Source organism: Chryseobacterium capnotolerans, from assembly GCF_021278965.1.
Taxonomy (GTDB): domain Bacteria; phylum Bacteroidota; class Bacteroidia; order Flavobacteriales; family Weeksellaceae; genus Chryseobacterium; species Chryseobacterium capnotolerans.
The window spans coordinates 5,140,535-5,165,118 of record NZ_CP065589.1 but is presented as its reverse complement, the minus strand read 5'-3'; the positions used below and the strand labels follow the sequence as shown (position 1 = coordinate 5,165,118).

Here is a 24,584-nt window from a genome sequence, read left to right as displayed (position 1 = left end):
TTGATTCAACTATTAAAAAATATTAATTTTTCATAATTTTCTTTACCACGGATTCTCCGTTCTTTAATTTTAACTCTATCATATATAAACCTGAAGGCAAGCTATTCATATTAATCTGGTTATCTGAAAATGAAGCTGGCACACTTTGTCCTACAGTATTAATAATCTTTAGACCTTCAATCAAGAAAGTACTTTTTACAGTAAGCATTCCCTTTACTGGATTAGGAAAAACCTCAACAGCATTTTTCTTCAAGTTAATATCAGACGTTCCAAGCTCTGATTCTATTTTTATACATCTTACTGAAGACCCTTGCCCTCTTGAAGCTCCTGCAGAGGGATTGGCAATGGTAGTTCCTATAAACAAATATTTACCACCAATTCCCGTAGGAGTAGAACTCCAGTAGTACCCTTTTTGTCCTACAGATGTAAAACTTCCATCTGAGGAACCACGGAAACCTCCCATCGGTAATTTTAAAATTCCTTCATAAGCCTTTAAAGGGGTATAAATTCCGGCAATATCAATAACATCTGCCCAATTTGCCTGAGTAGGTAGTCTCCAGCCTGCCCCTATAGCCTTACATGGGTCAATTCCAACGGTCTCACCCACTTCTGAAAAACCTGAACCCTCCCATTTGTCAGTCAGTCCATTACCAGACCACCATGCTGGAGATCCTGTAATAAAAGACCCATTCTGTAAACCATCCGGAGAGTTCACAGAAGGAGAAGAAACTGTAGACGAAGATCGCAGCTGATGCCCGTCATCCCATCTTCCCCACTGAAACAAATCTCCATAGGCTTTATCATCGTTCATTGCTTCTGCTACTCTTTCACTCCCAAGATTTTGCTGAAGCCATATATTTCCATCCACAGTCCTTACTGTAGTGTAAGTAACTGGTTGTCCGCGATAAATAAAGGTCACACACCCCAGATCTCCAGCATTACTGCCCGGATTCGTATTATTGCAGGTTTGTTGAGCTCCCAACGTACCTCCTGCCATCAGCAATATTCCTATTCCCAGGTTTCGCACTGCAAAATATAAATCTCCAATCATAAATATTATTTTTAATTATTCTAAATTTAATTTAATTTTGCACAAAAGTACCTTACGTAATTAATTCCGGGTTATCATTTCCCACCTTTTAGTTATCCTATAAAGGTGCTTTACGTGGTACTATGGCTGTAAAAATATGCTGTATGGGGGATCAACAGGGAAAAGAGCTTGTTTTCAGATCAGAGAATATTGAAATTAATATGCAGCATTTATCTGCTTCTGAAGGCTCTCCAAAATCATATCTACTTGAACCTACTTCAAGTTTCAATCTTCTGTTCTTATTAAGCCCGGATATTCATCTGAAGGCTCATGATTGTGATACGCAATTCTTATTTAAAAAAAACCAGTATATCCTTCATTATTCATCACGCAAAAACAAGGCAGAATTATGGACTGACAGTGAAGAGAATCTTAAATACCTTCATATTCAACTCAATTATCAATATATTTCAAATCTTATCAACTCGGAAAGCAATAGAGAAGGGGCAGAAATCCTGGAAAACATGATCCATAATAACTTCATCTTTCTTCAAAAAACCACTCCTCCCAACATGACCGTTGAAATGCATATTATTTTAAAAGAAATTTTAACCTATTCTAAAAAGGGAGTCATGCAAAAGCTGTTTATTGAAGCAAAAATCATCAAACTGCTGATTCTCATCTTTGAACAGTTTAATGAAAAGAATACCCTGGAGATTGTATCAAAAACTCCTGAAATGGTAAAAAAATTCATTGATGAAAATTATCACCGGAATATTAAGGCAGAAGAAATCGGAAAGTTGATAGGGGTCAATCAAAATCTTATCAGGAAAGAGTTCAAAGCAGAATATCACATTACGATCAGCCACTACATTTCGGAACTTAGGATGTTGAAAGCCCGGAAACTTATTACAGACAAGGATATTATGATTAAAGAAATTGCTATTGAATGTGGATATGAATATCTTCAGAATTTCACCCGCGCTTTTAAAAAGAAGTTTGGAGTATCACCGGAACACTTGCGGAGTAATAAATAGAAAAACCGCTTAAAAAATTAAGCGGTTTATATATGTTGTTTTGCTTTGATATTACTTTTTCAGAATTCAGGTGAAAAAGCAATGACAATCAATTAATGATGATGTCCGTGATCGTGAAGGAATGGTCCGTTTCCTTTAGGTTCGTTAAAAATAACCTCTACTCCCTCCTGTTCATATATATTTTTTCTTCTGATATCTTCAGGATCGAAAGGTTTTACTTTTCCGAAGTACTCTTTCAAACCTTCAGTTAGCCACATTGGGATTACTAATCCGAAGAACATAAAAATACACCAGAATCCTACTAAGAACATAGTAATAAAGAATACAGTCCAAAGGAACTGGTAGAACGGCCAAAATGCTGATAAAATAGTTATCATTCTCTTAAAGATTTTAGGCAAAAGTAAAGCTTTTTTCTTTTTTACACAAAAGATACCTGCTCTATTTTTTAATTTATTTTAATTCTATATAGATTTTAAGGCGGTGGGAATAGAGATTTGAGGCTTTTGCAAACATCTCATACCTCCACTCCCAAGGTCTTTTATTTTGATTAATGAGCTAGGTCTGCAAAGAAATCATTTCCTTTATCATCCGTAATGATGAATGCCGGGAAGTCTTTTACTTCGATCTTTCTTACTGCTTCCATTCCTAATTCAGGGAAGTCTACCACATCTACTGACACAATATTATCCTTCGCCAGAATAGCTGCCGGTCCACCGATAGATCCAAGATAGAATCCTCCGTACTTGTTACAAGCATTGGCAACATCCTGACTTCTGTTTCCTTTTGCCAGCATAATCATACTTCCGCCATGGCTCTGGAATTCATCTACATACACATCCATTCTTCCTGCAGTGGTAGGTCCGAAACTCCCTGAAGCCATTCCTTCAGGTGTCTTTGCAGGTCCTGCATAATAGATTGGGTGGTTTTTGAAATATTCTGGCATTGGTTTTCCGCTATCGATGATTTCTTTGATCTTAGCATGAGCAATATCTCTTGCTACGATCAATGTTCCGTTCAGTTTTAATCTTGTTTTGATTGGATATTTTGAAAGCTCAGCCAGAATTTCAGGCATTGGCTTATTCAAATTAATTTCAACCGCTTCTTCAAGATGTGGAGGTGTAGCAGGTAAAAATCTTTTCGGATCCTGTTCCAGCTGCTCAAGGAAAATCCCGTCTTTGGTAATTTTCCCTTTGATATTTCGGTCTGCTGAGCATGAAACACCCATACCTACCGGACAAGAAGCAGCATGTCTTGGAAGTCTGATTACTCTTACATCGTGAGTAAGATATTTTCCTCCAAACTGTGCACCAATGGCACTTTCCTGGCAGATCTTCTGAACTTTAGCTTCCCATTCAAGGTCTCTGAATGCCTGACCGGCTTCATTTCCTTCTGTTGGAAGATTGTCGTAATATTTTGCAGAAGCTTTTTTCACAGCAGCAAGGTTAGCCTCAGCTGAAGTTCCTCCAATTACCAATGCTAGGTGATAAGGCGGGCAAGCTGCTGTACCAAGATCTGAAATCTTTTCTTTGATGAATTCTTCAAGAGATTTCTCGTTCAGTAAAGATTTTGTCTTTTGGTAAAGAAATGTTTTGTTCGCTGAACCTCCTCCTTTTGTTAAGAATAAGAATTCATAATAATCTCCTTTTTTGGCATAAATATCAATCTGCGCCGGAAGGTTAGATCCTGAATTTTTCTCATCAAACATTGTTAAAGGAACAACCTGAGAATATCTTAAATTTCTTTTTTGATAGGTATTGAAGATTCCACGGCTTAAGAATTCACCGTCATCCACTCCTGTATAAACGTTTTCTCCTTTTTTACCCATTACAATCGCCGTTCCTGTATCCTGACAGGAAGGAAGCGCTCCTTCTGCCGCTACAGCAGCATTTTGTAATAAATTATAAGCAACAAATCTATCATTATCGGTAGCTTCAGGATCATCAATGATTCTTTTAAGGCTTTCTAAGTGTGAAGAACGCAACATGAAAGAAACGTCCGCCATAGCCTCTTCAGCCAATAATTCCAACCCCTTTGGGTCAACGGTTAAGATTTCTCTGTCACCCAATTTTTCAACCTTTACATAATCTGATGTAAGCTTTTTATACACCGTATCATCTTTCTGAATTGGATACGGATCCTGATATCTAAAGTCCATTCAATTTTTTGTTTGTACAAAAATACGGCTTCCTCTAAAAAAATATGAGCAAAATCAGTCATTAAAATTGATATTTATAATGATTATAAATTGCGAGTTTTTGAGTTTATAAGTACCTTTATACTAATCAAATAATGGGGCCCAACAAGGAAAAGAACCGGCTTCACAATTAAAAAGACTATAAAATTTCAACCACAATGAATTACAGAATAGAAAAAGACACCATGGGAGAAGTGCAGGTTCCTGCAGATAAACTTTGGGGTGCACAGACAGAACGTTCCAGAAACAATTTCAAAATCGGCCCTGAAGGATCTATGCCGCACGAGATCATTGAGGCTTTTGCTTATTTAAAGAAGGCTGCAGCTTATACCAATACTGATTTGGGAGCTCTTTCTTCTGAAAAAAGAGACATGATCGCTAAAGTTTGTGATGAGATCCTTGAAGGAAAACTGAATGACCAGTTTCCTTTGGTTATCTGGCAGACGGGTTCGGGAACTCAGTCCAACATGAATGTGAATGAAGTTGTCTCCAACCGTGCACATGTGAATAATGGCGGAACCTTAGGAGAGAAATCTGAAATTCACCCGAATGATGATGTGAATAAATCCCAGTCATCCAACGATACTTATCCAACAGCGATGCACATTGCAGCCTACAAAAAGGTAGTGGAAGTCACCATTCCGGCAGTTGAAAAATTGAAAAATACGCTTTCTGAAAAATCCAAGGCCTTCAAAGATGTAGTAAAAATCGGAAGAACGCACTTAATGGACGCGACTCCACTTACATTGGGGCAGGAATTTTCCGGTTATGTTGCTCAATTGGAATTTGGCTTAAGAGCTTTGAGAAATACTCTACCTCATCTTTCTGAATTGGCTTTGGGTGGTACAGCAGTAGGAACAGGGCTGAATACACCAGCCGGTTATGATGTAAAAGTGGCTGAATATATTGCAAAATTTACCAACCATCCGTTTATCACTGCAGAGAACAAATTTGAAGCATTAGCTGCTCATGACGCTATTGTTGAAAGCCACGGAGCTTTAAAACAACTGGCTGTTTCTTTATTCAAAATTGCTCAGGATATCAGATTACTGGCATCCGGACCTCGTTCAGGAATCGGGGAGATCTATATTCCGGAAAATGAACCAGGATCATCCATCATGCCCGGAAAGGTAAACCCTACTCAAAATGAAGCTCTGACAATGGTTTGTGCTCAGGTTCTAGGGAATGACACAACCATTTCTTTTGCCGGAACTCAGGGAAATTATGAGCTGAATGTTTTCAAACCGGTAATGGCCTATAACTTCCTGCAATCTGCTCAACTTATTGCCGATGCATGTATTTCATTCAATGACCATTGTGCTGTAGGTATTGAGCCCAATCATGAGAGAATTAAAGAGCTTGTAGATAAATCATTAATGCTTGTAACGGCTTTAAATACTCATATTGGGTACGAAAATGCTGCAAAAATCGCAAAAACAGCTCATAAAAACGGAACAACTCTTAAAGAAGAAGCTGTAAATCTTGGGTTTTTAACTCCTGAACAATTTGATCAATGGGTAAAACCTGAAGATATGGTTGGGAGCCTGAAATAGCAATTCCTATTTTCATTCATAGACTTTAAATAAGACACCGGAGAACTTTCTCCGGTGTTTTTAATTGATATCAATGAAAGATTATTCTATTCCAATGGAAATCCCGAAAACAAGAGCTTTGTCATTTTTAAAATAGCTATCTTTAAAGAAGTTACTAAAATCTTTCTTCACAAATACGCTGAAACTGTTGTAAGAAAATGTAAGCTGAGCTCCATACACAAAAGGATTTACCTGATAATTTCCTTTATTTCTGATCTCACCCTCGTCTCCTTTTACAATATTGTTGGTCGTCATTTTCACTCCTCCATATACATTGGCTCCTACTTTGAAACCTCTGTAATAATTTCGGTACTGGATGTCCATTCCTGCATTTTTAAGTTTTGAAAAGTTATACTGCACTCCTAGCGGAATCATAATATACCCTGTTCTCAATTTACTTTTGCTCAGATTTCCGTTGTATTGCTCAAGGGCAACTCCATTATCCTGACTTTTTGTAAATAACATATTATTATCCATTCTAATGGTTCTCCAGGAAAATCCTAGTCCGGAAGTTATAGCCCAAGGGCTTGTTCGGCTTAGCTGATAATTTAGTTTTAATCCAAATTCGAGATTATTTGCATATCCGATATTCTTATCTAACATATTGTCCGGAAGATTATTGGTCAGCGTCATTACTCCGTAAGAAAAATACCCGGTAAGGTTTCTTGTTGGACGAAATTTCTTTAACAGCTTTGCTTTAAGTTCTTCATTAGAGTTCACATCCGTATTTAAAAGTGAATATCTGACCTGCTTTTGGATGACCTCATCCAGATCAAATCCAAGATCTTCAATTCTTTTATCCATTTTTTCTGAATAACGATCTGCAATCTGAGCTTTTTCTCTATTAAAATCTGCAGTATCAAGATTTCTGGATTTCAATACCTCAAGCTCTTCTCCCATCAATTTCTTTTCTTCCTGAATAATTGCATTAATTTTTGTTGCATATTCTTCAACTTTTTCTTTCACAATAGGGCTTACTTCAGTATCTTTTTTAGACAAATTGATATTGAACTTCTTTTGCGCATAAAATGATGTCGAAACAAGGCACACCATTCCCATTACGATTAATTTCTTGATCATGTTATTATTTTTTTTATTATTTGGAGATAATTATTTAGTATTCAACTCTATAGTAGCCACATTACTTCCACCTTTTGTTTTTTCAATTACATCTTTATGTTCTACTGAGAAAAGAAGTGTGGAGGGATCCACATATTTTTTCTTTTTCACCTGAACTTTTGAAGAGTCTATCTTTGCAAGAGTTTTCGGAGCCTGAATGCGGAGTATTTCAATTTTCTTTTCAGAAATAATTTCTTTGGAACTTATTTTACTTTCTTTTGTGATAGGTAAAACTGCGATCTTTTCAGTTTCTTTTGGAATGGGAACATTTTTCAGTTCTTTCTTTGTATTGGTTTTTTCTGCTAACTGAGCTTGATCCTGCTTCGGTATAGTGATTATTTGTTCCACATCATGTTTCGGTGTCTCTTTTACCAATTCCGGTTGAGCTGATGATGAATCATTCAGTAAAAATAAAACTGTTCCTAAGCTGAAACTCAGGACGATGCATGCAGCTACTAAAAACCAGTTTATTTTTGATCCTGTGGTGGTCTTATTCCCGGACTGCATTTCAATTTCAGACCAAAGATCTCTGGAAGGAGTAATTTCCCGTTCTTCAATCTGTTTTCTGATTTGCCATTCAAAATTATCTTTAGACGTGTTCATTTTTCATTTTTTTTTGTTGTTGAAAGTAGATCTTTCTTAATTTTTCTTTTGCTCTGAACAACTGTGTTTTGCTCACTGCAAGAGAAATTTGCAAAGTATCAGCAATTTCCTGGTGAGAATAGCCTTCTAATACATACAGATTGAAAACCATTCTGTAAGCATCCGGCAATTGATCCAATAATTCCTGGGCATTAAAATCAAATTCAATATTCGGTTCATGGGCATCTTCCTGAAAAGACTGATTGATCTCGTCGAGATAAAATACCGTTTTATGACTTTTAATAAAGTTCAGGCATTCATTCACAACAATTCTCCTGGCCCAGCTTTCTAGATTTGCTTCTTCCCGGAAGCTTTCTATATGCTTAAATATTTTACAGAATGCTTTAATGAGACAATCTTCCGCCTGGTACAAGTCACTTACATAACTTTTTGCCACACTCAGAAATCTCTTTACATTCTGCTCATAGAAAAGCTTCTGTGCAGCCGGATCCTGTTTCTTCAGAAGGCTCAACAAATCATCTTTTTTATTTCCGAACAAAAATTTCATTCTAATACTGTTTCTACTATAAAGACAATGAAAATTGTAAAAGGTTACACAAAAAAAATATTTTTTATTTTGAATTAATTGAATTGTAAAAAAAGACAGGAAATAGAGCTTTCCTGTCTTGTAAATTATGATCCGGCAAATTCATTTGCTCCGGAAACCTGATCTGAAAAATACTGTTCAAGGTCTCTTAAAGTTTCAGGAGTTGTTTGAATGTCTTTTACCAACTGACCCTTATTCACTACCACAATTCTGTTACAAACTTCTGTAGTATGCGATAAGTCGTGGCTGGAAATAAGAAATGTCACTCCATCCTGTTTTGATAATTCTTTGATCAGATTTTTAAGCTTAATCTGGGTAGATGGATCCAGATTAGCAAATGGCTCATCCAAAATGATGATTTCAGGATTTCCAATAATCGCTCCTACAATTCCTACTTTTTTCTGATTTCCTTTCGAAAGGTCCCGGATATACTTTCCCGATTTAAGAATTTCGCCATTAAAAAGATCATGAAAAGGTTTTAAAAACTCATCTACAGAAGCCTTATTCTGGCCTCTTAATTCACCAATAAAATAAAAATATTCTTCGGGAGTCAGATACCCAATAAGAAAGGAATCGTCTACAAATGCGGAAACTTTATTTTTCCAGATCTCAGATTCATTTACTTTTATTCCATCAATGCTTACAAAACCTGTACTTGCCTGAATAAGGTCTAGCATCAGGCTGAAAAGAGTAGTTTTTCCTGCCCCGTTGTTTCCTACCAAACCGAAAGTTTCACCATTAGAAATTTCAAGATGTTCAATATTCAGAACGGTTGCTGTTCCGTATGTTTTAGATAAATTATGTATAGTAATCATAGCTTAGTCTTTATTTTTAAACGCTTCTAAAGTGCTGTATTTTTCTTTTTTATAATGCTTTACAATGATATCAAAGATCTTTTCCCGAAATAAAAATCCTATAAGCCCCAGTATGGCAATACTTACCACTCCCGCCGTAATTCCAAAAAGTGATTTTGCACCGGCAAATACAGCCATAGGAAGAAGCATTTTGGGAATCATCAACAGCATTGACTTTAAATTGAAGCTATTTTTCTGTCCAAATCTTTTTTCTTTTGCATTGAGATCAATCTGTGTTTTGTTGAACGCTCCGGACTAAAGTGTAAATTGTGAATTTACGCCAATATTATAGAGCCCAGCCGCGAAAAAGGTAACATAAATTTCCCAGCCAAAATAACTATAAAGGGCTGCTATAATGATTGAAACTCCAGTCACAATATTCATCAGCCACCACTTGGCTTTTAAATATTCTTTGTAAGGAACATTAAGGGTCATCATCAGCGGATAATAAGAACTGTCAAAGGCAGGAACTCTCTGCCCAAACAGAAACTGAAATCCTCCGGTTACAAAAAGTCCCATAAACATAGTCATTGCCGGAGTTTTATATGCCTTGGAAGTATACATCAGCAAGCCATAGAAAAGAAACATAAAGCTTCCTAAAAGAATTCCTTTGGCTACTTTATTACGTCTCAGCATTTTAACATCATTATTGATGAATGTCCCTATGACCCCATATTTATTCAGAAATGCTATATTTTCTGTTTTCCCTATTGATTTTTTAGCTTCAAGACCTTGATCCAGGTAAAACTCTTTGCGGATATATCTAAAACTAAAAACCCATAATATCACAAACAATGCAGCAGGAATCAGGGAAAGATAAGGCTTTTCATAAAGACCATAGAACGCAATTTCCGAGTAAGACAGTATCGGAATAATATGATAATAACCTAATGCGGCTACGATCACAATGATTACAGCCGCCACAATCGCAACCTTTTCTGTACTGTTCAGAAAAATATTGACAAAGCTATTCAGATAAAACAATGCGGAAATACCAATCAACCACGACAAAATTCCTACAACATTATACCCATGAAATAATGCAATTCCTGAAAATGTAATGAAAAAGAGGGAATTCAACCAGCTGAAAGCTGAAAAAAAGTTTTTACCAACAGATAATTAACCAGGGTTCTCTTTTTTATATTCTGTGTAAGGAAAGGTTTGATATTCTGTGTGGGGATTTCCTGCCATAGATATTTGATGGCTAAATCGGCGACCCAACCTATGAGTAAGAGGGTAGAAACAATCTTTAAAGGATCCTGATGCATTTCTTCCTGAACATACTTAAAGACCAAAAAGGCCGCGCCGGCAAGACAGCCCATGAAATAAAGAATCGCAATGAATCTCAGAATTTTCATGGTAAGATTAACTCCTAGAGAGGTCCCACGGAAGAAGCTTTTGATTTCCAGATTAAGGAACTTTAGAAACATAGTTTAGTTTTTTACATTAGTAACTACAGCGTAAAAAACGTTACAGCTTCTTAGCCAATAAGTTCTTTCGCCTGAGCAAGGGCTGCTTCAGTAATTTTGCTTCCTGAAAGCAGCTGGGCAATTTCATTTAGTTTTTCTTCATCACTTAATGGAATGATGGTAGATTGGGTTTTCCCCGCAATATCCTGTTTTACCACTTTATAATTATCATTTCCTTTGGCTGCAACCTGTGCCAGGTGAGAAATAACAATCAGCTGCATATCTTCAGACATTTCACGCATAAGGTTTCCAATTTCTTCGGCTACTTTTCCTGAAACTCCGGTATCAATTTCATCTAAAATCAATGTTGGCAATTCATCACTTTCTGCAATGATCTTTTTTACCGCCAGCATTACCCTTGATCTTTCACCACCGGAAATAGCCGTTTGAATTGGCTTTAAAGGGAATCCTGAATTAGCCTGGAATAAAAGCTGGATATTTTCTTTTCCAAATAGATTGAATTCCCCGCTATCCTGTAATTCTATATCCACTCTGGCTTTTTCAAGCCCTAATTTTTTAAGAAGTCCTTCTGCTTTTTTAATGAAAACAGGGATATTCTTTTTTCTGTTTTTGGAAAGTTTTTCTGCAAGAATCTGAAGTGACTTTTCTTTTTCAATAATATTTTCTTCAGTTTCAATGATTTGCGCTTCCAATTCTGAGGCATCTTTCTGATCTCCAGCCAGTGTATTTCTGATCTCAATCAGCTCAGTAAGATCCGAAACATTATGTTTCAGGAATAAAGCATTGATTTTATTATTCAGTTCGGTAAGAACGATAAGGTTTTCCGGATTGGTCTCCAGTTTTTCAGCCTCATGTTCCAGCTCAGAAATAATATCTTTCAACTCTACAAATGAAGTTTCAAGCCTTTGATCCAGTTCTGCAAAATTGGTTGAAAGACCTGCAATTTTGGAAAGCTTAGCTTTGGCTTCATTAAAAAATGAAAGAATTCCAATTTCTTCCTGATGAAATCTTGAGAGGATCTGACCTACATTTTCAGAGATCATCCCTGCATTTTCCTGAATAGATAACTGATTCTGAATATCTTCATAATCTACATCATCCAGTTTTAATTCTTCAAGTTCGTTGAGCAGGAAATCTTTATAATCACTTTCTTTATTAGCTTCTGAAAGCTCCGTCTTAAGCTTTTTAAGCAATGTTTTCAGATTCTGAAATGTTGAAAACTCTAGTTGATAGTCTTCAATAATTTTTTTATTCTCAGAAAGTCCGTCGATAATTTTAAACTGATATTCTGAAGTAAAAAGATTAGACGTTTCAAATTGGGAATGGATGTCAATTAACTGGGAAGAGAGCTCTTTCAGTATATCCAAAGTTACCGGAACATCATTGATAAATGCCCTGGATTTTCCGGATGGCAATATTTCTCTTCTGATAATGGTTTGCAATTCATAATCCAGATCGTTTTCAATAAAGAATTTCTTGAATTGATTATTCAGTGCAAACTCGGTTTCTACCACACTTTTTTCTTCTGCTTTTGAAATGGATTTTACATCTGCTCTTTCTCCCAGGATAAGGCGCAGTGCACCCAAAATAATGGATTTTCCTGCTCCGGTTTCTCCGGTAATTACCTGAAGACCGTTATTCAATGATACTTCAAGAGTATCAATCAGGGCAAAATTTTTAATGTAAATTCTTGAAAGCATGGATAATCCGCGTTTTTATCAAAGATTAATATTGATTGTAAAAATAAGTTTTTTTAACGAAAACAGAAACGGCAGATCAAGATTAAATAGGAGGACCTACGCTTTTGAAATGTCTGTAAGCAGTTCATAAAAGCTTTGATGTTGATATTCAAAAGAATCTTGATCTTCATGATCCCAGCGGACAATAGCATTATTGTTATGAGTATCAAAGCACAACAATCCCCAGTCACTATATATTGCAAAGGGAACATATCCCTTGTCAAAAAGAAATTCTCTTGGATAGGTTTCAAACATCATTTCACGGAGAGAAGCTCTCCATGAGCTAACAGGAAGTGAGCAAAAAGAGACTTCTGAGATCTGAAGTTCGTAGAAATGTTTATATTTTAGGAATATTTTAAAATCTTCCGGGAAGGTAAAACCAGCTTCGGCTTCAAATTCATGAAGTTCATCATCTGTAATTGTACTTGTAACGGGAAGCCAGAATTTCCATTCTTCGTCAGGCTGATCCGGGGCAAGCATTTTATCCTCAATATCACCAGGAAGTTGATTGAGTTTATTTTCAACCCAAAAATTAAGAGTCCGGTCTATAATTTCTTCAATTTCACCTTCTTCATATTTTAGTTCTTCCATTTATTCCACTTGTTATCAATGTTTTTAGGAGAAAGAACAATCATCGTTTGTTTCAGATCATTAAGAACAAGTCCCCCATTAGTTCCCGAATTGAAAACATTGAAGATCTCATCACTTTTCGTATCCATGAAAAGATTGAAATAAAAGCCCTGTTGGAATGTATTTTCATACATTTTAAGCTGCATCAGGGCATCAAAAATCACTTTTTTAGCCGGGGTCTGATCCTGGTTAAAAAGATTATCCATTCCTGACCTGTGATAGGTATACATAGTAGATCTCAACTGGCTCCAGTTGGGATTCATAATTTCATTAATTAGTATTGTACGGCTTCTCGGTTCATTGATTGTATTCCAGCCGTCATAGTTTCTGTTTTGAGAGTTTTGAGCAATCTGCTGCGCTTTTGTAAACCATGGAGTTCCTCCCATAGACTGGAAGCTATCTGCATCATACCCCAAGATAAGATAAATATAATAACTGATAACATCCGTAAGATTTTTTCCGGAAAATTGTCTCTCGTTGAAAATAAGGTTTTCATTTTCAATATACTCAAAGCTGAATCTCTGATCCTGAAGGTTCAACAAAGGAGACTCATACGTGGTATTATATACGGGACGTACCGCCTGAACGACAATAGCTCCTTTAAATTTATTGACATCTCTCTCTGAAATGACAATGGAAAAACCACATTTGATTTTTTCAAAATTCTGTAATTTCTTCCCTGTCCAGCTGGTATTATTGATAAAGTCCCTAAGACTTTTTTCCAATGCTTTAAAAGCCTGCTGGTTACTACCTCCTATCTGCTGGGAATTAACCTGAACGGTTGCCAGCAACTCCTGGGAAAAACCAAGATTACAGATACATAACAGAAAAAACAAACTGATAATTCTTTTCATATGGAGATACTTATTTTTTTAATGTCAAATGTAATCGTTCCTTCTTTATAGATATCTGTCTTTGTAAATTTTGACGGTTTCATTGTCTATTAAAAATTGAGAACGGAAATTTATTAAAATTATTTTAAAAGCTGAGATTCAACAAAATTGAGAATATCTTTTGCCACTTCTCCTTTCGACTTCAGATCAAATTCTCTTTTTTCTGTTTTGGTGAAGATCTTAATTTTATTGGTGTCATTTTTAAAGCCTGCCCCTTCATCCCGAAGAGAGTTCAACACAATCATGTCAAGATTTTTCTTCTCCAGCTTTCCTTTGGCATTCTCTTCTTCATTCTGGGTTTCCAAAGCAAATCCTACCAGAAACTGGTGGGTTTTCTTTTCTCCCATTGTTTTAAGAATATCTGGATTTTTCACCAATTCGATCGTAAGGTTTTCATCATTTTTTTTGATCTTTTCCTTAGCAACATCTTTGGGAGCATAATCTGCCACAGCTGCACTTGCAATCCCGATATCTATTTTGTCATAGAATTCAAATACCTTAGCCAGCATTTCTTTTGCAGAAGTTACTTTATGCAGTTCTATACTTTTATCCGTAAGGGTTTGAGAACTTGGGCCTGAGATCAGAATAACTTCTGCTCCTCTCTTTGAAGCTTCTTCGGCCAAAGAAAAGCCCATTTTTCCTGAGGAATGATTTCCTATAAATCTTACCGGATCAATAGCCTCATAGGTAGGCCCCGCCGTAATTAAAACGGTCTTTCCTTCCAGGCTTCTTTCAATAGTATGATCTGCAAAATAGTTTTCAACAGCACTGAATATTGTTGCCGGTTCAGCCATTCTTCCCTGTCCGATCAAACCACTCGCCAGCTCTCCACTTTCAGCAGGCACAATAACGTGTCCATAGCTTTCTGCCAGTTCGATATTTCTTTTTGTAGAAGGGTGTGCATACATATCCAAATCCATCGCAGGAGCAATAAATACCGGACATTTTGCTGACATATAGGTTGCAATCACAAGATTATCACACATTCCGTGGATCATTTTAGACAAGGTATTGGCTGTACAGGGAGCAATAAGCATTACATCTGCCCATAAAGCAAGTTCCACATGGCTATTCCAGGTTCCGTTATGATCATAAAAATCAGAATAAACTGGTTTCTTCGATAGGGTAGCCAAGCTTAATTTGGTTACAAAATGTTCTGCATCTGGGGTCATAATCACCTGCACATCGGCTCCTTGTTTTACAAAGTCTCTGATCAGAAAGTGAACTTTATAGGCTGCAATTCCTCCAGAAACGGCAATAAGGATCTTTTTACCGGAAACACTCATTTAGCTTTAATTTTTTTGAAATACTAAAATACTTATTTTTTCCCACAATCAGGGTTTAAAACAGCAAAGGTCATAAAAGAACTTAATTCCTTTATGACCTTTGTTTATAAAAAAGACAGATGATTACTTTCTCTCTTCTGTTTTTCTAAAATATACGTCTCCATTTAACCATTCTTCAATAGCAATTGAAGTTGGCTTTGGAAGTTTTTCGTAATGCTTAGAGATCTCGATCTGTTCTCTGTTTTCGAAAACTTCTTCTAATGTAGAATTGTGAACAGCAAACTCATCCAATTTATTGTGAAGTTCCGTACGGATCTCCGCATTGATTTGCTCTGCTCTCTTTCCCATGATAACAATAGCTTCGTAGATTGAACCTACTTTATCTTCAATCTTATCTTTGTCGTAAGTAATAGTATTTACTTCTGCTTTTGTATCTTTTACACTCATTTTGAGAAAATTATTTTTATTTTAAGATGGCAAATTTACGAATTATCTTTTAATTTTGAAAGTCGCCGCAGGTGGAGGGGTCTGAAGTGCCGCACTATCCCTCTGCATCTGCTTTGCCTGCTTTTCGTTGCTAATCTGATCTTTAACTTGTTGTTCTGTTTTATTCTGATTGGCAAGCTTTTCAGCTTCTTTCTTTTGTCTGGCCGTTAAAGCTGCAATTCTTGCTTCGGTTTCTTTTTTCACCCCTACAAAATGAGCTTTCTCTTTTTCCAATTTTTCTCTCAGATCAGACGCTGTTTTAGAGTATTCTGTATTTGGAAGTTCTTTTTCAACCATTTTCATATAGGTTAAAGCACTTTCAATACGCTCGTCTTTAAGGTTATAAACAGACTTCATTGCCAATTCATATCGTGATTTCATGATATAATCATAAATTTTCGAACGAAGTTTTGTACTTGGGAAATCTTCCAATACGTTTTCCAATGCAACATTAGCTGCTTTGTACTCACCCATTTTAAAGTATTGTCTTCCGTTTTCATAAGCTTTAAATTCAAGCTTATAAGTTAGTTCGTCAATAAGTTGGCTAATATTCTTTGATCTTTCTGAATTCGGATAGTTGTTCAGGAAGTCCTGAAGCTCATTTACTGCCAATTCTGTACTAGATTGATCCAAGTTGTAATCCATAGATCCTTCATAGTAACATAATGCAGACATATAAGCTGCTTCTTCAGCTCTTGGATCCTTTGGGAAGTTTACTGCAAAGTTTTTAAACTGATGCCCTGCCAGTTTATAACTTTTATCATAGTAGTTGGCATAAGCTGTATTGAAACCTACGTTAGGAAAATCATCCGTTCCTGCTACAAGGTTCGCAAGTCTGTCATAAAGAGCCAATGCATTTTTCCACTTTTTCTTAGTGAAGTTTTCATTGGCAGCTTTTAAGATAAAATCTTTATCAGCACTCTTCATTGCTCTTTCTTGCTGGCTAACACATGATGCCATCACTGCTACAGCAAAAAGACCTAAAATATATTTTTTCATATAAAAAATTCAACAGTTTTCGGATTATACAGCCGATTTACTAATTTGCAAAAATATAACTTTTTTGTCAATAGATTTTTTTTATGAATATTTAACGTAATTTTAGTCTGCAGCGTATCCTAAAATGGCAAAAACACTTAATAAAAGATTCATTCTCACTTTCTTCTCAGCTTCTTTTGCGTAGGCTTCTTCATTTTTACTTGGTACGTAAAGTTCATAAAAGTTTTTATTCCGGATCACGAATAAGGTAGAACCAATAATCATGGTAAGGATATCTTCCGGCTTGGGGGTAAAGGTAAATACTCCTGAGGCTACTCCTTTTTTGATCACTTCATCCAGTTTCTTTACAAACAGCTGATAAAAATCCAGCAATTCATCTTTTAAATTCTCTGTATGACGGAGTTCCTGGGTAACAAACCCATGAAAGTAATTATATTTGAATAACTGCGAAACGATATATTTTATCATTTCCCGCATTTGCATTTCCGGTTTTCCCTCTTTGATGGTATCCGCAAATTCTGAAAAGTTTTCCCTGGTCTTTAATACTCTATATTGATAAAGATAAGACATCATTTTCTCCTTGGAACCGAAGTAATAGGAGATCATAGCGACGTTGATATTAGCTTTGGAGCAAATATCTCTTACAGAAGTTCCTTCGTACCCTTTCTTTGCAATTAATTCTTCTGCAATGTCTAGTATGTGGATCTGTTTTTCAGTAAATTTTTTTTTCATAAAGTGCACTTTGAGTAAAGTTAAGAAATTTTTAACACATTTATAAACGATCGTTTAATAATTTTATATTAATTACAAATAGTGCTATTTTTGACTATGGAATTTTTTGATTTTCACCATCATAAAAAATACATTAAAGACGGAATTTACAATTTGGATATTGGGCAAATTCCGCCAGACTCCCCGTATTCAATAGGAATACATCCCAATGATATCGATAGTAATAATATAGATCGTCAGTTGAGCTGGATGAAAAGTATGATGTTTCAGAACTGTTTTGCTATAGGAGAATGCGGTTTGGATTCTTTGGTCCCAATTGATCAAAAAATACAGGAGGAAGTTTTTTTAAAACAGATTCATATTTCTAATGAAGTAAAAAAACCTGTGATTATTCACTGCGTCAGAAAATTTTACGAGGTAATTTCTTTTAAAAAAAAGGCGGAACAGCCCATGATTATTCATGGTTTTAATAAAAAAGAAAAGTTGCAGAAGATCTTCTGGCTAATAATTTTTATCTGAGTTTTGGAAAAGCTGTTTTGGATAATTTATCTTTGCAGGATATTTTAAAAAACACTCCCTTAGATCAATTCTTTTTAGAAACCGACAATGAAGATTTTAAGATCGAAGAATTGTATCTTAAGGTTTCAGAAATAAAGGAAATTTCTTTGGAAGACCTCAACGAACAAATTTTAGAAAATTTACACACAATAAAAAATGGATAAATACTGGCTGGAAAGAACGGAACTTTTGGTGAAGGAAGAAGGATTAGAAAAGTTGATGAAAGCAAACGTCCTGGTAGTAGGACTGGGCGGAGTAGGTTCTTTTGCAGCAGAATTCCTGGCAAGAGCAGGAGTTGGAAGTATGACCATTGTAGATGGTGATACTGTAGATATTACTAATGTTAACAGGCAGCTCCCTGCTTTACGGTCTACTGTTGGAAAGCATAAAGTAGAAGTTGTTGCTGAAAGACTTCTAGATATTAATCCTGACCTTAAATTGACGAAAATCAATGAATTCCTGAATCCTGAAAGAATGGAGGAAGTAATGGATTCAGCACCCTTTGACTATGTATTGGATTGTATTGATAGTGTAACTCCAAAATTAAGCTTAATTATTGCTGCTAAAAGAAAAAAGATAAAAGTGATAAGCTCAATGGGAGCCGGCGGAAAGACTGATCCTAGTAAAGTATTGGTAAGAGACATCAGCAAAACTGAGCATTGCCATCTTGCAAGACAGATAAGAAAAAGACTGAGAAAAGTAAAAATCGACAAGGGTGTGCGTTGCGTTTTTGCCAATGATATTCAGGACGAAGAAAGCCTGAAAATGACAGACGGAACGAATTATAAAAGATCTTTTTATGGAACCATCAGCTATATGCCTGCTATTTTTGGGCTTTATGCTGCTGCTGAAGTAATTAATCATTTACTGAAACAAGATTAATGCAGAAATCTAACTATCCAAGAGCGGAAAAGCTCAAAAAAAATACCGAGATCAGTTTACTTTTTGAAAAGGGTAAATGGAGAACTTCCGGAAATCTGAGGATCATTATTCTGAAAGATAAACCTACTCTTCCTATTGAAAGTGTGAAATTGGGTGTTTCTGTTTCTAAAAGATACTTCAAGAGAGCTGTTCATAGAAACCGCATCAAAAGATTACTTAGAGAATGCTATCGATTAAATAAAGATTTATTTAAAGAGGCTTTTGGAGAAAAAACTATGGCTATGTTGTTTTGGGTTTCTTCTGAAATGCCTCCAAAATTTCAGGATGTGGAAGCTCAATTCATCAAGCTTTGTGAGGCTCAGAAAAAATAATTTTTGATAGAGGAAATAACTAATGAGTGATCACATTTGATCCTGCTGAAGTTTTCTCTCACAGCTCTTGCTGATTATGCTGATTTTTTATTCTTTTTCCGGGATTGGTACAGATCAACTGTAAAATATCCTTTAACATCGGCGAAAATTTATAGTTAACTCTCACAGATTTTATTTTTTCATATGCTGTATATTTTTCCCACAGATGGCACAGATTACACAGATGATTGTGTATATTAAGCTTGCATAAGTTTATGTTTTACTGTTTTCATTTGCCCCTAAATCACGTAACCTGTAACCCGAATTCCAAATCTCGCATACTTTTTGTAGTTTTATAGGAAACAATAAATCTGAAAATTAATATGTTGGATCAAGTTCCCTATCTTTCGTATGTCATCAGCGCCTTCATCGGCATTGGACTCTCGGCTGCTACAGGCTTCAGGGTGTTTCTTCCCCTATTTGCCGTAAGCCTTGCTTCTTATTTTCACTGGATTCCGACGAATGAAAGTTTTGAGTGGCTGGCAGGTCTGCCTGCACTTATCACTACAGGAATTGCAACAGTTGTTGAGATCCTTGCCTATTATATTCCCTTTGTAGATCATTTGCTGGATACTATTTCTGTTCCTCTGGCCACCATAGCAGGTTCTGTTTTATTCGCCAGCCAGTTTGCTGACCTGGGAACATTTCCGCAATGGGCATTGGCTTTAATCGCTGGTGGAGGAACGGCCGCTACCATAAGTTCCGGTTTTGCAGGAATACGGGCTGCATCTACCGCAACCACAGGCGGGCTGGGAAATTCTGTAGTAGGCACTACGGAAACTGCAGGTGCTGGTATCATGACTGTACTTGCCATGGTGGCTCCCATTATTGCAGCTATTGTAGCAATTGTTCTATTGGTTCTGGTAATTGTATACGGCCGAAAAGCATGGCGGAAACTTCGGGGTAAAAAAGCCCCTTCAACTGAATAAAAAGTAAAAGGTACAGTTTCTTCAAGCTGTACCTTTTTATATTATTTTTAGTTTTTACTTCTAAAATCCTTGATCTCTTTAATTCTGGTTTCGAAATATTCTTTCTTCTCCGGATGCTTTTTAATCAATATATCAAATGCTTTGATCGCTTTAGAATATAATTTTTGTTCAAAATAAAGATTGGCCAATGTTTCAGTCATCAGATGGGAAATATCATCATTCTTTTCTTTGACAACGTAGGTGCTTTCTTCTTTCAACTGACTGATCCTAGGATTATTTTCAATAAAAGCTTCAATCGCTTTTTCTTTGATCTCTTCTTTTTCTTTTTCAACCTCAACTGGTCTGTCAATTTTCAGCCAGCTCTGCCATGTATTGATAAATCCAGGGACGTTGCTGTTGATTGAAGACTGGGGAACACTTTCTACTGCCGCTTGCTTCATTGGTTCTTCTTTTACAGGTTCTTCTGTATCTTTTTTACCTTCTCCAACTTTCAAGCTCGAAATATCTGTTCCAAAGAATGAAACATTCATTACCGGAACTTCTTCTTTCTGAAGATCTGCTGCAGGAGCTTCCTGTATTTCTTCGGTATTTTCAGGTTCTTCATCTTCTACAGCAATCTCTTCTGTAGGGATTTCTACCATTATTTCAGGCTCTTTAGTAACTTCTATCTTTTCAACTTCTGTTTCAGCCGCAGATATTTCTGTTACTCCAGGAGTACTTATCACAGAAGCAGGAGCTTCTTCTGGCTTATTAATTAATGAATCAGGTACGTTAGGTTCAAGACTCATAGGCTTCCATTCGGTTTGAACTTCAGGAACAATTTCTTCTGAAACGTCTTCTATAATTTCAACCTCTGGTTCTGTATCCTCAATTCTTTCTTCCTGTATGGATTCTTCGGTGACGTCTTGTTTTTCAGGACTTTCTTCTGTTGACCAGAAATGGAAACTTTGAGTCTCTGCAAAGCTTATTTCATGATCTTCAACAAGTTGCAACTCTTCCTGTTCTTCTTGCAGAGCAGGTTTGGTTTCCTTCATTTTTTTCTCAACTTCCTCAATCAGGCGTCTCATTTCCTCCTCATGCTTATTCACATTGAGTACAGGAACTTCAACTGTTTCCGAGGCCTCTTCATTGTTAGCCTGAATTTTAACCTCTGGTAAGAATGCGTCTGTTCCATGGAAACTTAATTCGGCTTCAGGTTCCGCTGCTATTTGCTCTTCAATTTCAGAAACAGGAATTTCTTCATCAGCAACCGCTTCAGCATCTTCTACAGAAACTTCAGCAATATCTGGTTCAACAGAGGTTTCTGGCAATAAGGTATCTGTTTCTTCAAAGCTTAGGTTTTCTTCTTCTTCAACTTTTTCTTCCGCAGATTCTGAAGCTATCTGATCTTCATTAATTACTGTTTCAGGGGTAAAGTTTTCTCCAGCGGCTTCTTCTACTTCCTCTTGTATTTTTTCTTCAGCTTGAGCAGTATTTATAGCTCCCGGTTCAGATTTTTGGGTAACCAGAGTTCCAGATTCTAATGTAGACTCAAGATCAATCTTCTCTGGATTTTCTTCATCCAGGAAATTCTCTTCACCTTCAAACAGAATTCTGTTGCGCTCTCCATTTATATAGAGATGTTTCACTTCTTGCGTTGTCGGCAATATGCAGGTTTCTTTTTCTTCTGCCTCATTCTTTTCAGAAGCCGGAGCAGCTTCTTCTCTTTTTATCGGGAAACCTTTAACGTTATAATTGTATTTAACAGGCTTTTCAGCTTCTATTACAGATGACCTATTTTCAGTTACTTCCTGTTTTAATTCCTGCTGGATTTTCCCGTTTATCAGCTGATAAAGAATTTTCTTATCAGTGGTATAAGCCGCTGTTATAGAAAGTTCTTTCTGATAGTTTTCTTTTTCATACAGGTGTACTCCATACAAATGAAGCGCCCTGATATTTTGAATATAGGGAAATGCATGAATCTCTTCCTTCAGAAGTCCAAGGTCTTCTGACTGAATATTTTTCGGATTTTTTATTAATTCTAAAACTCTGGGATTCATTTTACCAATTCGCTACAATGTCGTTAAAAATCTTATTAATAATTCTTTCTGTCACAATCTTCACCTGAGAGTTCTCGATCTCATTCTGTGATAAGTTACTGTTGAAAGCAGCTTCATCCGTATAGGTTCTGTCAAAACTAGAATCTGGGTGTATTTTATTTTCATAATGCACCTTTACTGTAATTGTAAGTTTAGTCTGAGCCTGTTGTACCACTCCTCCAGATGGGTTTGACTGTGTATTGGAACTGATCGTTGTAGAGCCAAAAGCATAGTCTGTAATTTCTCCTTCTATCAGGATATCAGGATTTGATTTTGTTCCTTTCAGAGTAGTTCTCTGTAAAAATCTGTTCTGAATATCTGTTGAAAACTGCTGTGACAATGCCGGATTTACAAGAGTTGCATTGTTTGGGAACTCGTTGATCTGAACGGTTTTTTCGTCTGTAAGAGATGATCCGGTAAAGCTGTAGCATGAATTCAACACTCCCAGCAAAGCAAAGAGTACCATCATTAATAATGGTTGTTTCAGACTGATATTTTTAATTTTAAAATTCATTTTTAGATCCAATTTCAGTGATTTCGTCATGCTCAATTTGTTGAATAGCATCTTCATAAGCAAAATAATTAGCAGTATATACAAATGGAAGGGTAAGAAAAATTCCAATCCCACATGCAAGAACTCCAATCTGAGCTAAAAGTCCTACAACGAATGAAAAAAGAAGAATCGCTATAAGATTTCCCTGAGTCATTACTCTTGAAATATTCCATGCTGTTTTTAAGTCTTTAATTCCTTTAAGGCTGATTAAAGGGACCATATAGAATGCTTTTAAAACAAAATAGTAGATTGCTACCATAATGAAAACGACATAAGGAATTACAAAAATCATGGCAAGCGGACCAGCATCTTCTCCATTATTAGACAACGCTCCTGTTAAAGCCAATACAATAACCAATGGAATATAAATGATTAAAACACCTCCAAAAACAATTAACTGCAGTATAAAGTAAGGCATGAAATCTTTAAAATCAAAAATATCTCCAGGACTTGCAGGCTGGTTTCTATTAATTTTTTGCAGATATTTATACAGGTTACCCATTGCCAACAATCCACAAAAAGGAATAATCGACATGATAAAGCATACTAAAAATGCGATAAAAATGTTTCCAAAATCTTTCTTTAGAAGTTCAAAACCTTTGTTAATATATTCTCCGAATTTAAAGTTGATCGGCTTAGGGGCTAAATTTACATTCATGACTTATTGTGTTTTTAATCTTCCAGATTATACTGTTTTATTTTTCTATATAAAGTTCTTTGTGAAATTCCAAGTTCGTCTGCAGCTCTGTTTCTTCTCCCCTTATGCTTCTCCAACGCTTTGATAATCAAGTCCTTTTCGTTATTCTGAAGAGAAAGTGATTCTGGTCTGTTTTCTTCTACTTCAATATCCTCAATATCTTCATAGCTGTCATCAGGGTTTGAAATAATTGTAGGAGTCTGTACTGCCGGAGCATCGTTATTCTCAAAATACAGTAAAGAGTTGGAATTAAGCTGCGGCTGAGCCTCAGGAGTATAAATTCTGTTGATCAGACTTTTCTCATGGTTGCTCAGGTCACCTGTTCCTCTGTTCTTTATCAATTCCGAAGTTAAGGATTTTAAATCATTAATATCATTTCGCATATCGAAGAGAATTTTATACATGATTTCTCTTTCGCTTCCGAAATCATTCGATTTTGGGGCACTTTGATTATTCACAACCATCGGAAGATGGGTTTCCATTGGAATATATTCTGCAAGTTTTTCAGCCGTAATATTTCTATTCCTTTCTACCACGGTCATCTGCTCTACAAGATTTCTTAATTGACGGATGTTACCAGGGAAAGAGTAATTTTCGATATAATGAACGGCACTCGGCTCCAATTCCAGTTCAGGCATCCTGTATTTTTCTGCAAAATCTATAGCGAATTTCCTGAACAGCAAATGAATATCTCCTTTTCTTTCTCTTAAAGGAGGCATATCAATCTGAACGGTATTCAAACGGTAGTACAGATCTTCACGGAATCTTCCGTCATGAATGGCCTTCATCATGTTTACATTGGTAGCCGCCACAATTCTCACATTAGTCTTTTGGACCTGCGAAGATCCTACCTTCATAAATTCACCGCTTTCCAGCACTCTTAGAAGACGAACCTGTGTTTGTAAAGGAAGTTCTCCTACCTCATCTAAAAAGATTGTTCCGCCATCTGCTACTTCAAAATATCCTTTTCTGGTGGCTGTAGCTCCTGTAAAGGCTCCTTTTTCGTGCCCAAACAGTTCTGAATCTATGGTTCCTTCCGGTATCGCTCCACAATTGACTACGATATATGGCTGATGTTTTCTTCTGGATTCTGAATGGATGATCTTCGGAATAAATTCTTTTCCAACCCCACTTTCTCCGATAACAAGGACGGATATGTCTGTAGGGGCAACCTGGATTGATTTTTCCAGGGCCCTGTTGAGTACCGGAAAGTTTCCGATAATTCCGAAGCGGTTTTTTATGTTTTGCAGCTCGTTGCTCATAAGTA

Annotated in this window: 23 protein-coding genes and 2 pseudogenes; 6 read left to right on the top strand and 19 right to left on the bottom strand. The window is 36.3% G+C overall.

The window, feature by feature from the left end:
• Positions 1 to 22: 22 nt before the first annotated feature.
• On the bottom strand, positions 23 to 1,051 hold the full coding sequence (locus H5J24_RS24585) for a T9SS type A sorting domain-containing protein (protein ID WP_068939063.1): 1,029 nt from the start codon (positions 1,049 to 1,051) through the stop codon (positions 23 to 25).
• Between the two features lie 143 nt (positions 1,052 to 1,194).
• On the opposite strand from H5J24_RS24585, the gene H5J24_RS24580 reads away from it, so the two are divergent.
• Positions 1,195 to 2,067 carry a helix-turn-helix transcriptional regulator gene (locus H5J24_RS24580; RefSeq protein ID WP_068939061.1) on the top strand — a complete coding sequence of 291 codons (873 nt, stop codon included), beginning with the start codon at positions 1,195 to 1,197 and terminating at the stop codon, positions 2,065 to 2,067.
• Between the two features lie 92 nt (positions 2,068 to 2,159).
• Here the strand turns inward: H5J24_RS24580 and H5J24_RS24575 are convergent, their stop codons facing one another.
• Entirely contained in the window at positions 2,160 to 2,444 is a 285-nt protein-coding gene (locus H5J24_RS24575; protein ID WP_185124639.1) for a hypothetical protein, read from the bottom strand.
• 170 nt (positions 2,445 to 2,614) lie between these two features.
• Entirely contained in the window at positions 2,615 to 4,222 is a 1,608-nt protein-coding gene (locus H5J24_RS24570) for a fumarate hydratase (protein WP_068939059.1), read from the bottom strand.
• Positions 4,223 to 4,419: 197 nt separating this feature from the next.
• Between H5J24_RS24570 and fumC the strand changes: the two genes are divergently transcribed.
• On the top strand, positions 4,420 to 5,814 hold the full coding sequence (gene fumC, locus H5J24_RS24565; RefSeq protein WP_068939058.1) for a class II fumarate hydratase: 1,395 nt from the start codon (positions 4,420 to 4,422) through the stop codon (positions 5,812 to 5,814).
• A gap of 81 nt (positions 5,815 to 5,895) precedes the next feature.
• On the opposite strand, the gene H5J24_RS24560 is transcribed toward fumC, so the two are convergent.
• From H5J24_RS24560 to H5J24_RS24505, 12 genes and pseudogenes are all read right to left on the bottom strand, one after another.
• Positions 5,896 to 6,933 carry a porin family protein gene (locus tag H5J24_RS24560; protein ID WP_068939056.1) on the bottom strand — a complete coding sequence of 346 codons (1,038 nt, stop codon included), beginning with the start codon at positions 6,931 to 6,933 and terminating at the stop codon, positions 5,896 to 5,898.
• A 30-nt stretch (positions 6,934 to 6,963) separates the two neighbouring features.
• A complete protein-coding gene (locus tag H5J24_RS24555) occupies positions 6,964 to 7,575 on the bottom strand; it encodes a hypothetical protein (protein WP_068939054.1) in 612 nt (203 codons plus the stop codon).
• Positions 7,562 to 8,122 (bottom strand): RNA polymerase sigma factor, encoded by a 561-nt coding sequence (locus H5J24_RS24550; protein WP_068939052.1) that lies wholly within the window; start codon positions 8,120 to 8,122, stop codon positions 7,562 to 7,564. Before H5J24_RS24550 ends, H5J24_RS24555 begins: the two co-directional genes overlap by 14 nt.
• 125 nt (positions 8,123 to 8,247) lie before the next feature.
• A complete protein-coding gene (locus tag H5J24_RS24545; protein WP_068939050.1) occupies positions 8,248 to 8,976 on the bottom strand; it encodes an ABC transporter ATP-binding protein in 729 nt (242 codons plus the stop codon).
• Between the two features lie 3 nt (positions 8,977 to 8,979).
• Positions 8,980 to 10,373 (bottom strand): annotated as a pseudogene (locus H5J24_RS24540) (DUF5687 family protein).
• A gap of 122 nt (positions 10,374 to 10,495) precedes the next feature.
• Positions 10,496 to 12,145, bottom strand: coding sequence for a DNA repair protein RecN (locus H5J24_RS24535; RefSeq protein WP_068939046.1), 1,650 nt, complete (start codon positions 12,143 to 12,145; stop codon positions 10,496 to 10,498).
• 96 nt (positions 12,146 to 12,241) lie between these two features.
• Positions 12,242 to 12,775 carry an SMI1/KNR4 family protein gene (locus H5J24_RS24530; protein ID WP_068939044.1) on the bottom strand — a complete coding sequence of 178 codons (534 nt, stop codon included), beginning with the start codon at positions 12,773 to 12,775 and terminating at the stop codon, positions 12,242 to 12,244.
• Positions 12,763 to 13,668: a type IX secretion system protein PorD gene (gene porD / locus H5J24_RS24525; protein ID WP_068939042.1), complete on the bottom strand. Its 906-nt coding sequence runs from the start codon at positions 13,666 to 13,668 to the stop codon at positions 12,763 to 12,765. The genes H5J24_RS24530 and porD overlap by 13 nt, the downstream gene beginning before the upstream one ends.
• A 119-nt stretch (positions 13,669 to 13,787) precedes the next feature.
• Positions 13,788 to 14,993 carry a bifunctional phosphopantothenoylcysteine decarboxylase/phosphopantothenate--cysteine ligase CoaBC gene (gene coaBC / locus H5J24_RS24520; RefSeq protein WP_068939040.1) on the bottom strand — a complete coding sequence of 402 codons (1,206 nt, stop codon included), beginning with the start codon at positions 14,991 to 14,993 and terminating at the stop codon, positions 13,788 to 13,790.
• Between the two features lie 123 nt (positions 14,994 to 15,116).
• The gene (locus tag H5J24_RS24515) at positions 15,117 to 15,440 is read right to left on the bottom strand and encodes a DNA-directed RNA polymerase subunit omega (protein WP_029298198.1); all 324 of its coding nucleotides are present in this window, start codon (positions 15,438 to 15,440) and stop codon (positions 15,117 to 15,119) included.
• 42 nt (positions 15,441 to 15,482) lie between these two features.
• Positions 15,483 to 16,478, bottom strand: coding sequence for an outer membrane protein assembly factor BamD (locus tag H5J24_RS24510; RefSeq protein WP_068939038.1), 996 nt, complete (start codon positions 16,476 to 16,478; stop codon positions 15,483 to 15,485).
• Positions 16,479 to 16,580: 102 nt separating this feature from the next.
• Positions 16,581 to 17,210 carry a TetR/AcrR family transcriptional regulator gene (locus H5J24_RS24505; protein WP_066693165.1) on the bottom strand — a complete coding sequence of 210 codons (630 nt, stop codon included), beginning with the start codon at positions 17,208 to 17,210 and terminating at the stop codon, positions 16,581 to 16,583.
• A 96-nt stretch (positions 17,211 to 17,306) separates the two neighbouring features.
• Here H5J24_RS24505 and H5J24_RS24500 point away from each other — a divergent pair.
• The 4 genes and pseudogenes from H5J24_RS24500 (at position 17,307) to H5J24_RS24480 (ending at position 19,989) form a co-directional block, all read left to right on the top strand.
• Positions 17,307 to 17,932: pseudogene (locus H5J24_RS24500) on the top strand (TatD family hydrolase).
• Complete coding sequence (locus H5J24_RS24490; RefSeq protein WP_068939034.1) at positions 17,925 to 18,650, top strand: tRNA threonylcarbamoyladenosine dehydratase; 726 nt, start codon at positions 17,925 to 17,927, stop codon at positions 18,648 to 18,650. The pseudogene H5J24_RS24500 and the gene H5J24_RS24490 overlap by 8 nt, the downstream one beginning before the upstream one ends.
• Positions 18,650 to 19,021 (top strand): ribonuclease P protein component, encoded by a 372-nt coding sequence (rnpA, locus tag H5J24_RS24485; RefSeq protein ID WP_068939032.1) that lies wholly within the window; start codon positions 18,650 to 18,652, stop codon positions 19,019 to 19,021. Before H5J24_RS24490 ends, rnpA begins: the two co-directional genes overlap by 1 nt.
• A gap of 362 nt (positions 19,022 to 19,383) precedes the next feature.
• Positions 19,384 to 19,989: a DUF4126 domain-containing protein gene (locus H5J24_RS24480; protein ID WP_068939030.1), complete on the top strand. Its 606-nt coding sequence runs from the start codon at positions 19,384 to 19,386 to the stop codon at positions 19,987 to 19,989.
• Between the two features lie 47 nt (positions 19,990 to 20,036).
• Here H5J24_RS24480 and H5J24_RS24475 read toward each other — a convergent pair whose 3' ends face one another.
• Genes H5J24_RS24475 through H5J24_RS24460 form a run of 4 tightly spaced genes read right to left on the bottom strand, consistent with a single transcriptional unit; the run spans position 20,037 to position 24,579 of the window.
• Positions 20,037 to 22,028 (bottom strand): hypothetical protein, encoded by a 1,992-nt coding sequence (locus H5J24_RS24475; protein ID WP_068939028.1) that lies wholly within the window; start codon positions 22,026 to 22,028, stop codon positions 20,037 to 20,039.
• A 1-nt stretch (position 22,029) separates the two neighbouring features.
• Positions 22,030 to 22,581: an LPS assembly lipoprotein LptE gene (gene lptE, locus H5J24_RS24470; RefSeq protein WP_068939364.1), complete on the bottom strand. Its 552-nt coding sequence runs from the start codon at positions 22,579 to 22,581 to the stop codon at positions 22,030 to 22,032.
• On the bottom strand, positions 22,571 to 23,278 hold the full coding sequence (locus H5J24_RS24465) for a hypothetical protein (RefSeq protein ID WP_068939025.1): 708 nt from the start codon (positions 23,276 to 23,278) through the stop codon (positions 22,571 to 22,573). The genes lptE and H5J24_RS24465 overlap by 11 nt, the downstream gene beginning before the upstream one ends.
• Before the next feature lie 14 nt (positions 23,279 to 23,292).
• Positions 23,293 to 24,579 (bottom strand): sigma-54 interaction domain-containing protein, encoded by a 1,287-nt coding sequence (locus H5J24_RS24460; RefSeq protein WP_068939023.1) that lies wholly within the window; start codon positions 24,577 to 24,579, stop codon positions 23,293 to 23,295.
• Positions 24,580 to 24,584 lie beyond the last annotated feature (5 nt).

Coding starts and splice junctions, on each gene's coding strand:
- H5J24_RS24585 (WP_068939063.1), bottom strand. CDS start 1,051: ATGATTGGAGATTTATATTTTGCAGTGCGAAACCTGGGAATAGGAATA.
- H5J24_RS24580 (WP_068939061.1), top strand. CDS start 1,195: ATGGGGGATCAACAGGGAAAAGAGCTTGTTTTCAGATCAGAGAATATT.
- H5J24_RS24575 (WP_185124639.1), bottom strand. CDS start 2,444: ATGATAACTATTTTATCAGCATTTTGGCCGTTCTACCAGTTCCTTTGG.
- H5J24_RS24570 (WP_068939059.1), bottom strand. CDS start 4,222: ATGGACTTTAGATATCAGGATCCGTATCCAATTCAGAAAGATGATACG.
- fumC (WP_068939058.1), top strand. CDS start 4,420: ATGAATTACAGAATAGAAAAAGACACCATGGGAGAAGTGCAGGTTCCT.
- H5J24_RS24560 (WP_068939056.1), bottom strand. CDS start 6,933: ATGATCAAGAAATTAATCGTAATGGGAATGGTGTGCCTTGTTTCGACA.
- H5J24_RS24555 (WP_068939054.1), bottom strand. CDS start 7,575: ATGAACACGTCTAAAGATAATTTTGAATGGCAAATCAGAAAACAGATT.
- H5J24_RS24550 (WP_068939052.1), bottom strand. CDS start 8,122: ATGAAATTTTTGTTCGGAAATAAAAAAGATGATTTGTTGAGCCTTCTG.
- H5J24_RS24545 (WP_068939050.1), bottom strand. CDS start 8,976: ATGATTACTATACATAATTTATCTAAAACATACGGAACAGCAACCGTT.
- H5J24_RS24535 (WP_068939046.1), bottom strand. CDS start 12,145: ATGCTTTCAAGAATTTACATTAAAAATTTTGCCCTGATTGATACTCTT.
- H5J24_RS24530 (WP_068939044.1), bottom strand. CDS start 12,775: ATGGAAGAACTAAAATATGAAGAAGGTGAAATTGAAGAAATTATAGAC.
- porD (WP_068939042.1), bottom strand. CDS start 13,668: ATGAAAAGAATTATCAGTTTGTTTTTTCTGTTATGTATCTGTAATCTT.
- coaBC (WP_068939040.1), bottom strand. CDS start 14,993: ATGAGTGTTTCCGGTAAAAAGATCCTTATTGCCGTTTCTGGAGGAATT.
- H5J24_RS24515 (WP_029298198.1), bottom strand. CDS start 15,440: ATGAGTGTAAAAGATACAAAAGCAGAAGTAAATACTATTACTTACGAC.
- H5J24_RS24510 (WP_068939038.1), bottom strand. CDS start 16,478: ATGAAAAAATATATTTTAGGTCTTTTTGCTGTAGCAGTGATGGCATCA.
- H5J24_RS24505 (WP_066693165.1), bottom strand. CDS start 17,210: ATGAAAAAAAAATTTACTGAAAAACAGATCCACATACTAGACATTGCA.
- H5J24_RS24490 (WP_068939034.1), top strand. CDS start 17,925: ATGGATAAATACTGGCTGGAAAGAACGGAACTTTTGGTGAAGGAAGAA.
- rnpA (WP_068939032.1), top strand. CDS start 18,650: ATGCAGAAATCTAACTATCCAAGAGCGGAAAAGCTCAAAAAAAATACC.
- H5J24_RS24480 (WP_068939030.1), top strand. CDS start 19,384: ATGTTGGATCAAGTTCCCTATCTTTCGTATGTCATCAGCGCCTTCATC.
- H5J24_RS24475 (WP_068939028.1), bottom strand. CDS start 22,028: ATGAATCCCAGAGTTTTAGAATTAATAAAAAATCCGAAAAATATTCAG.
- lptE (WP_068939364.1), bottom strand. CDS start 22,581: ATGAATTTTAAAATTAAAAATATCAGTCTGAAACAACCATTATTAATG.
- H5J24_RS24465 (WP_068939025.1), bottom strand. CDS start 23,278: ATGAATGTAAATTTAGCCCCTAAGCCGATCAACTTTAAATTCGGAGAA.
- H5J24_RS24460 (WP_068939023.1), bottom strand. CDS start 24,579: ATGAGCAACGAGCTGCAAAACATAAAAAACCGCTTCGGAATTATCGGA.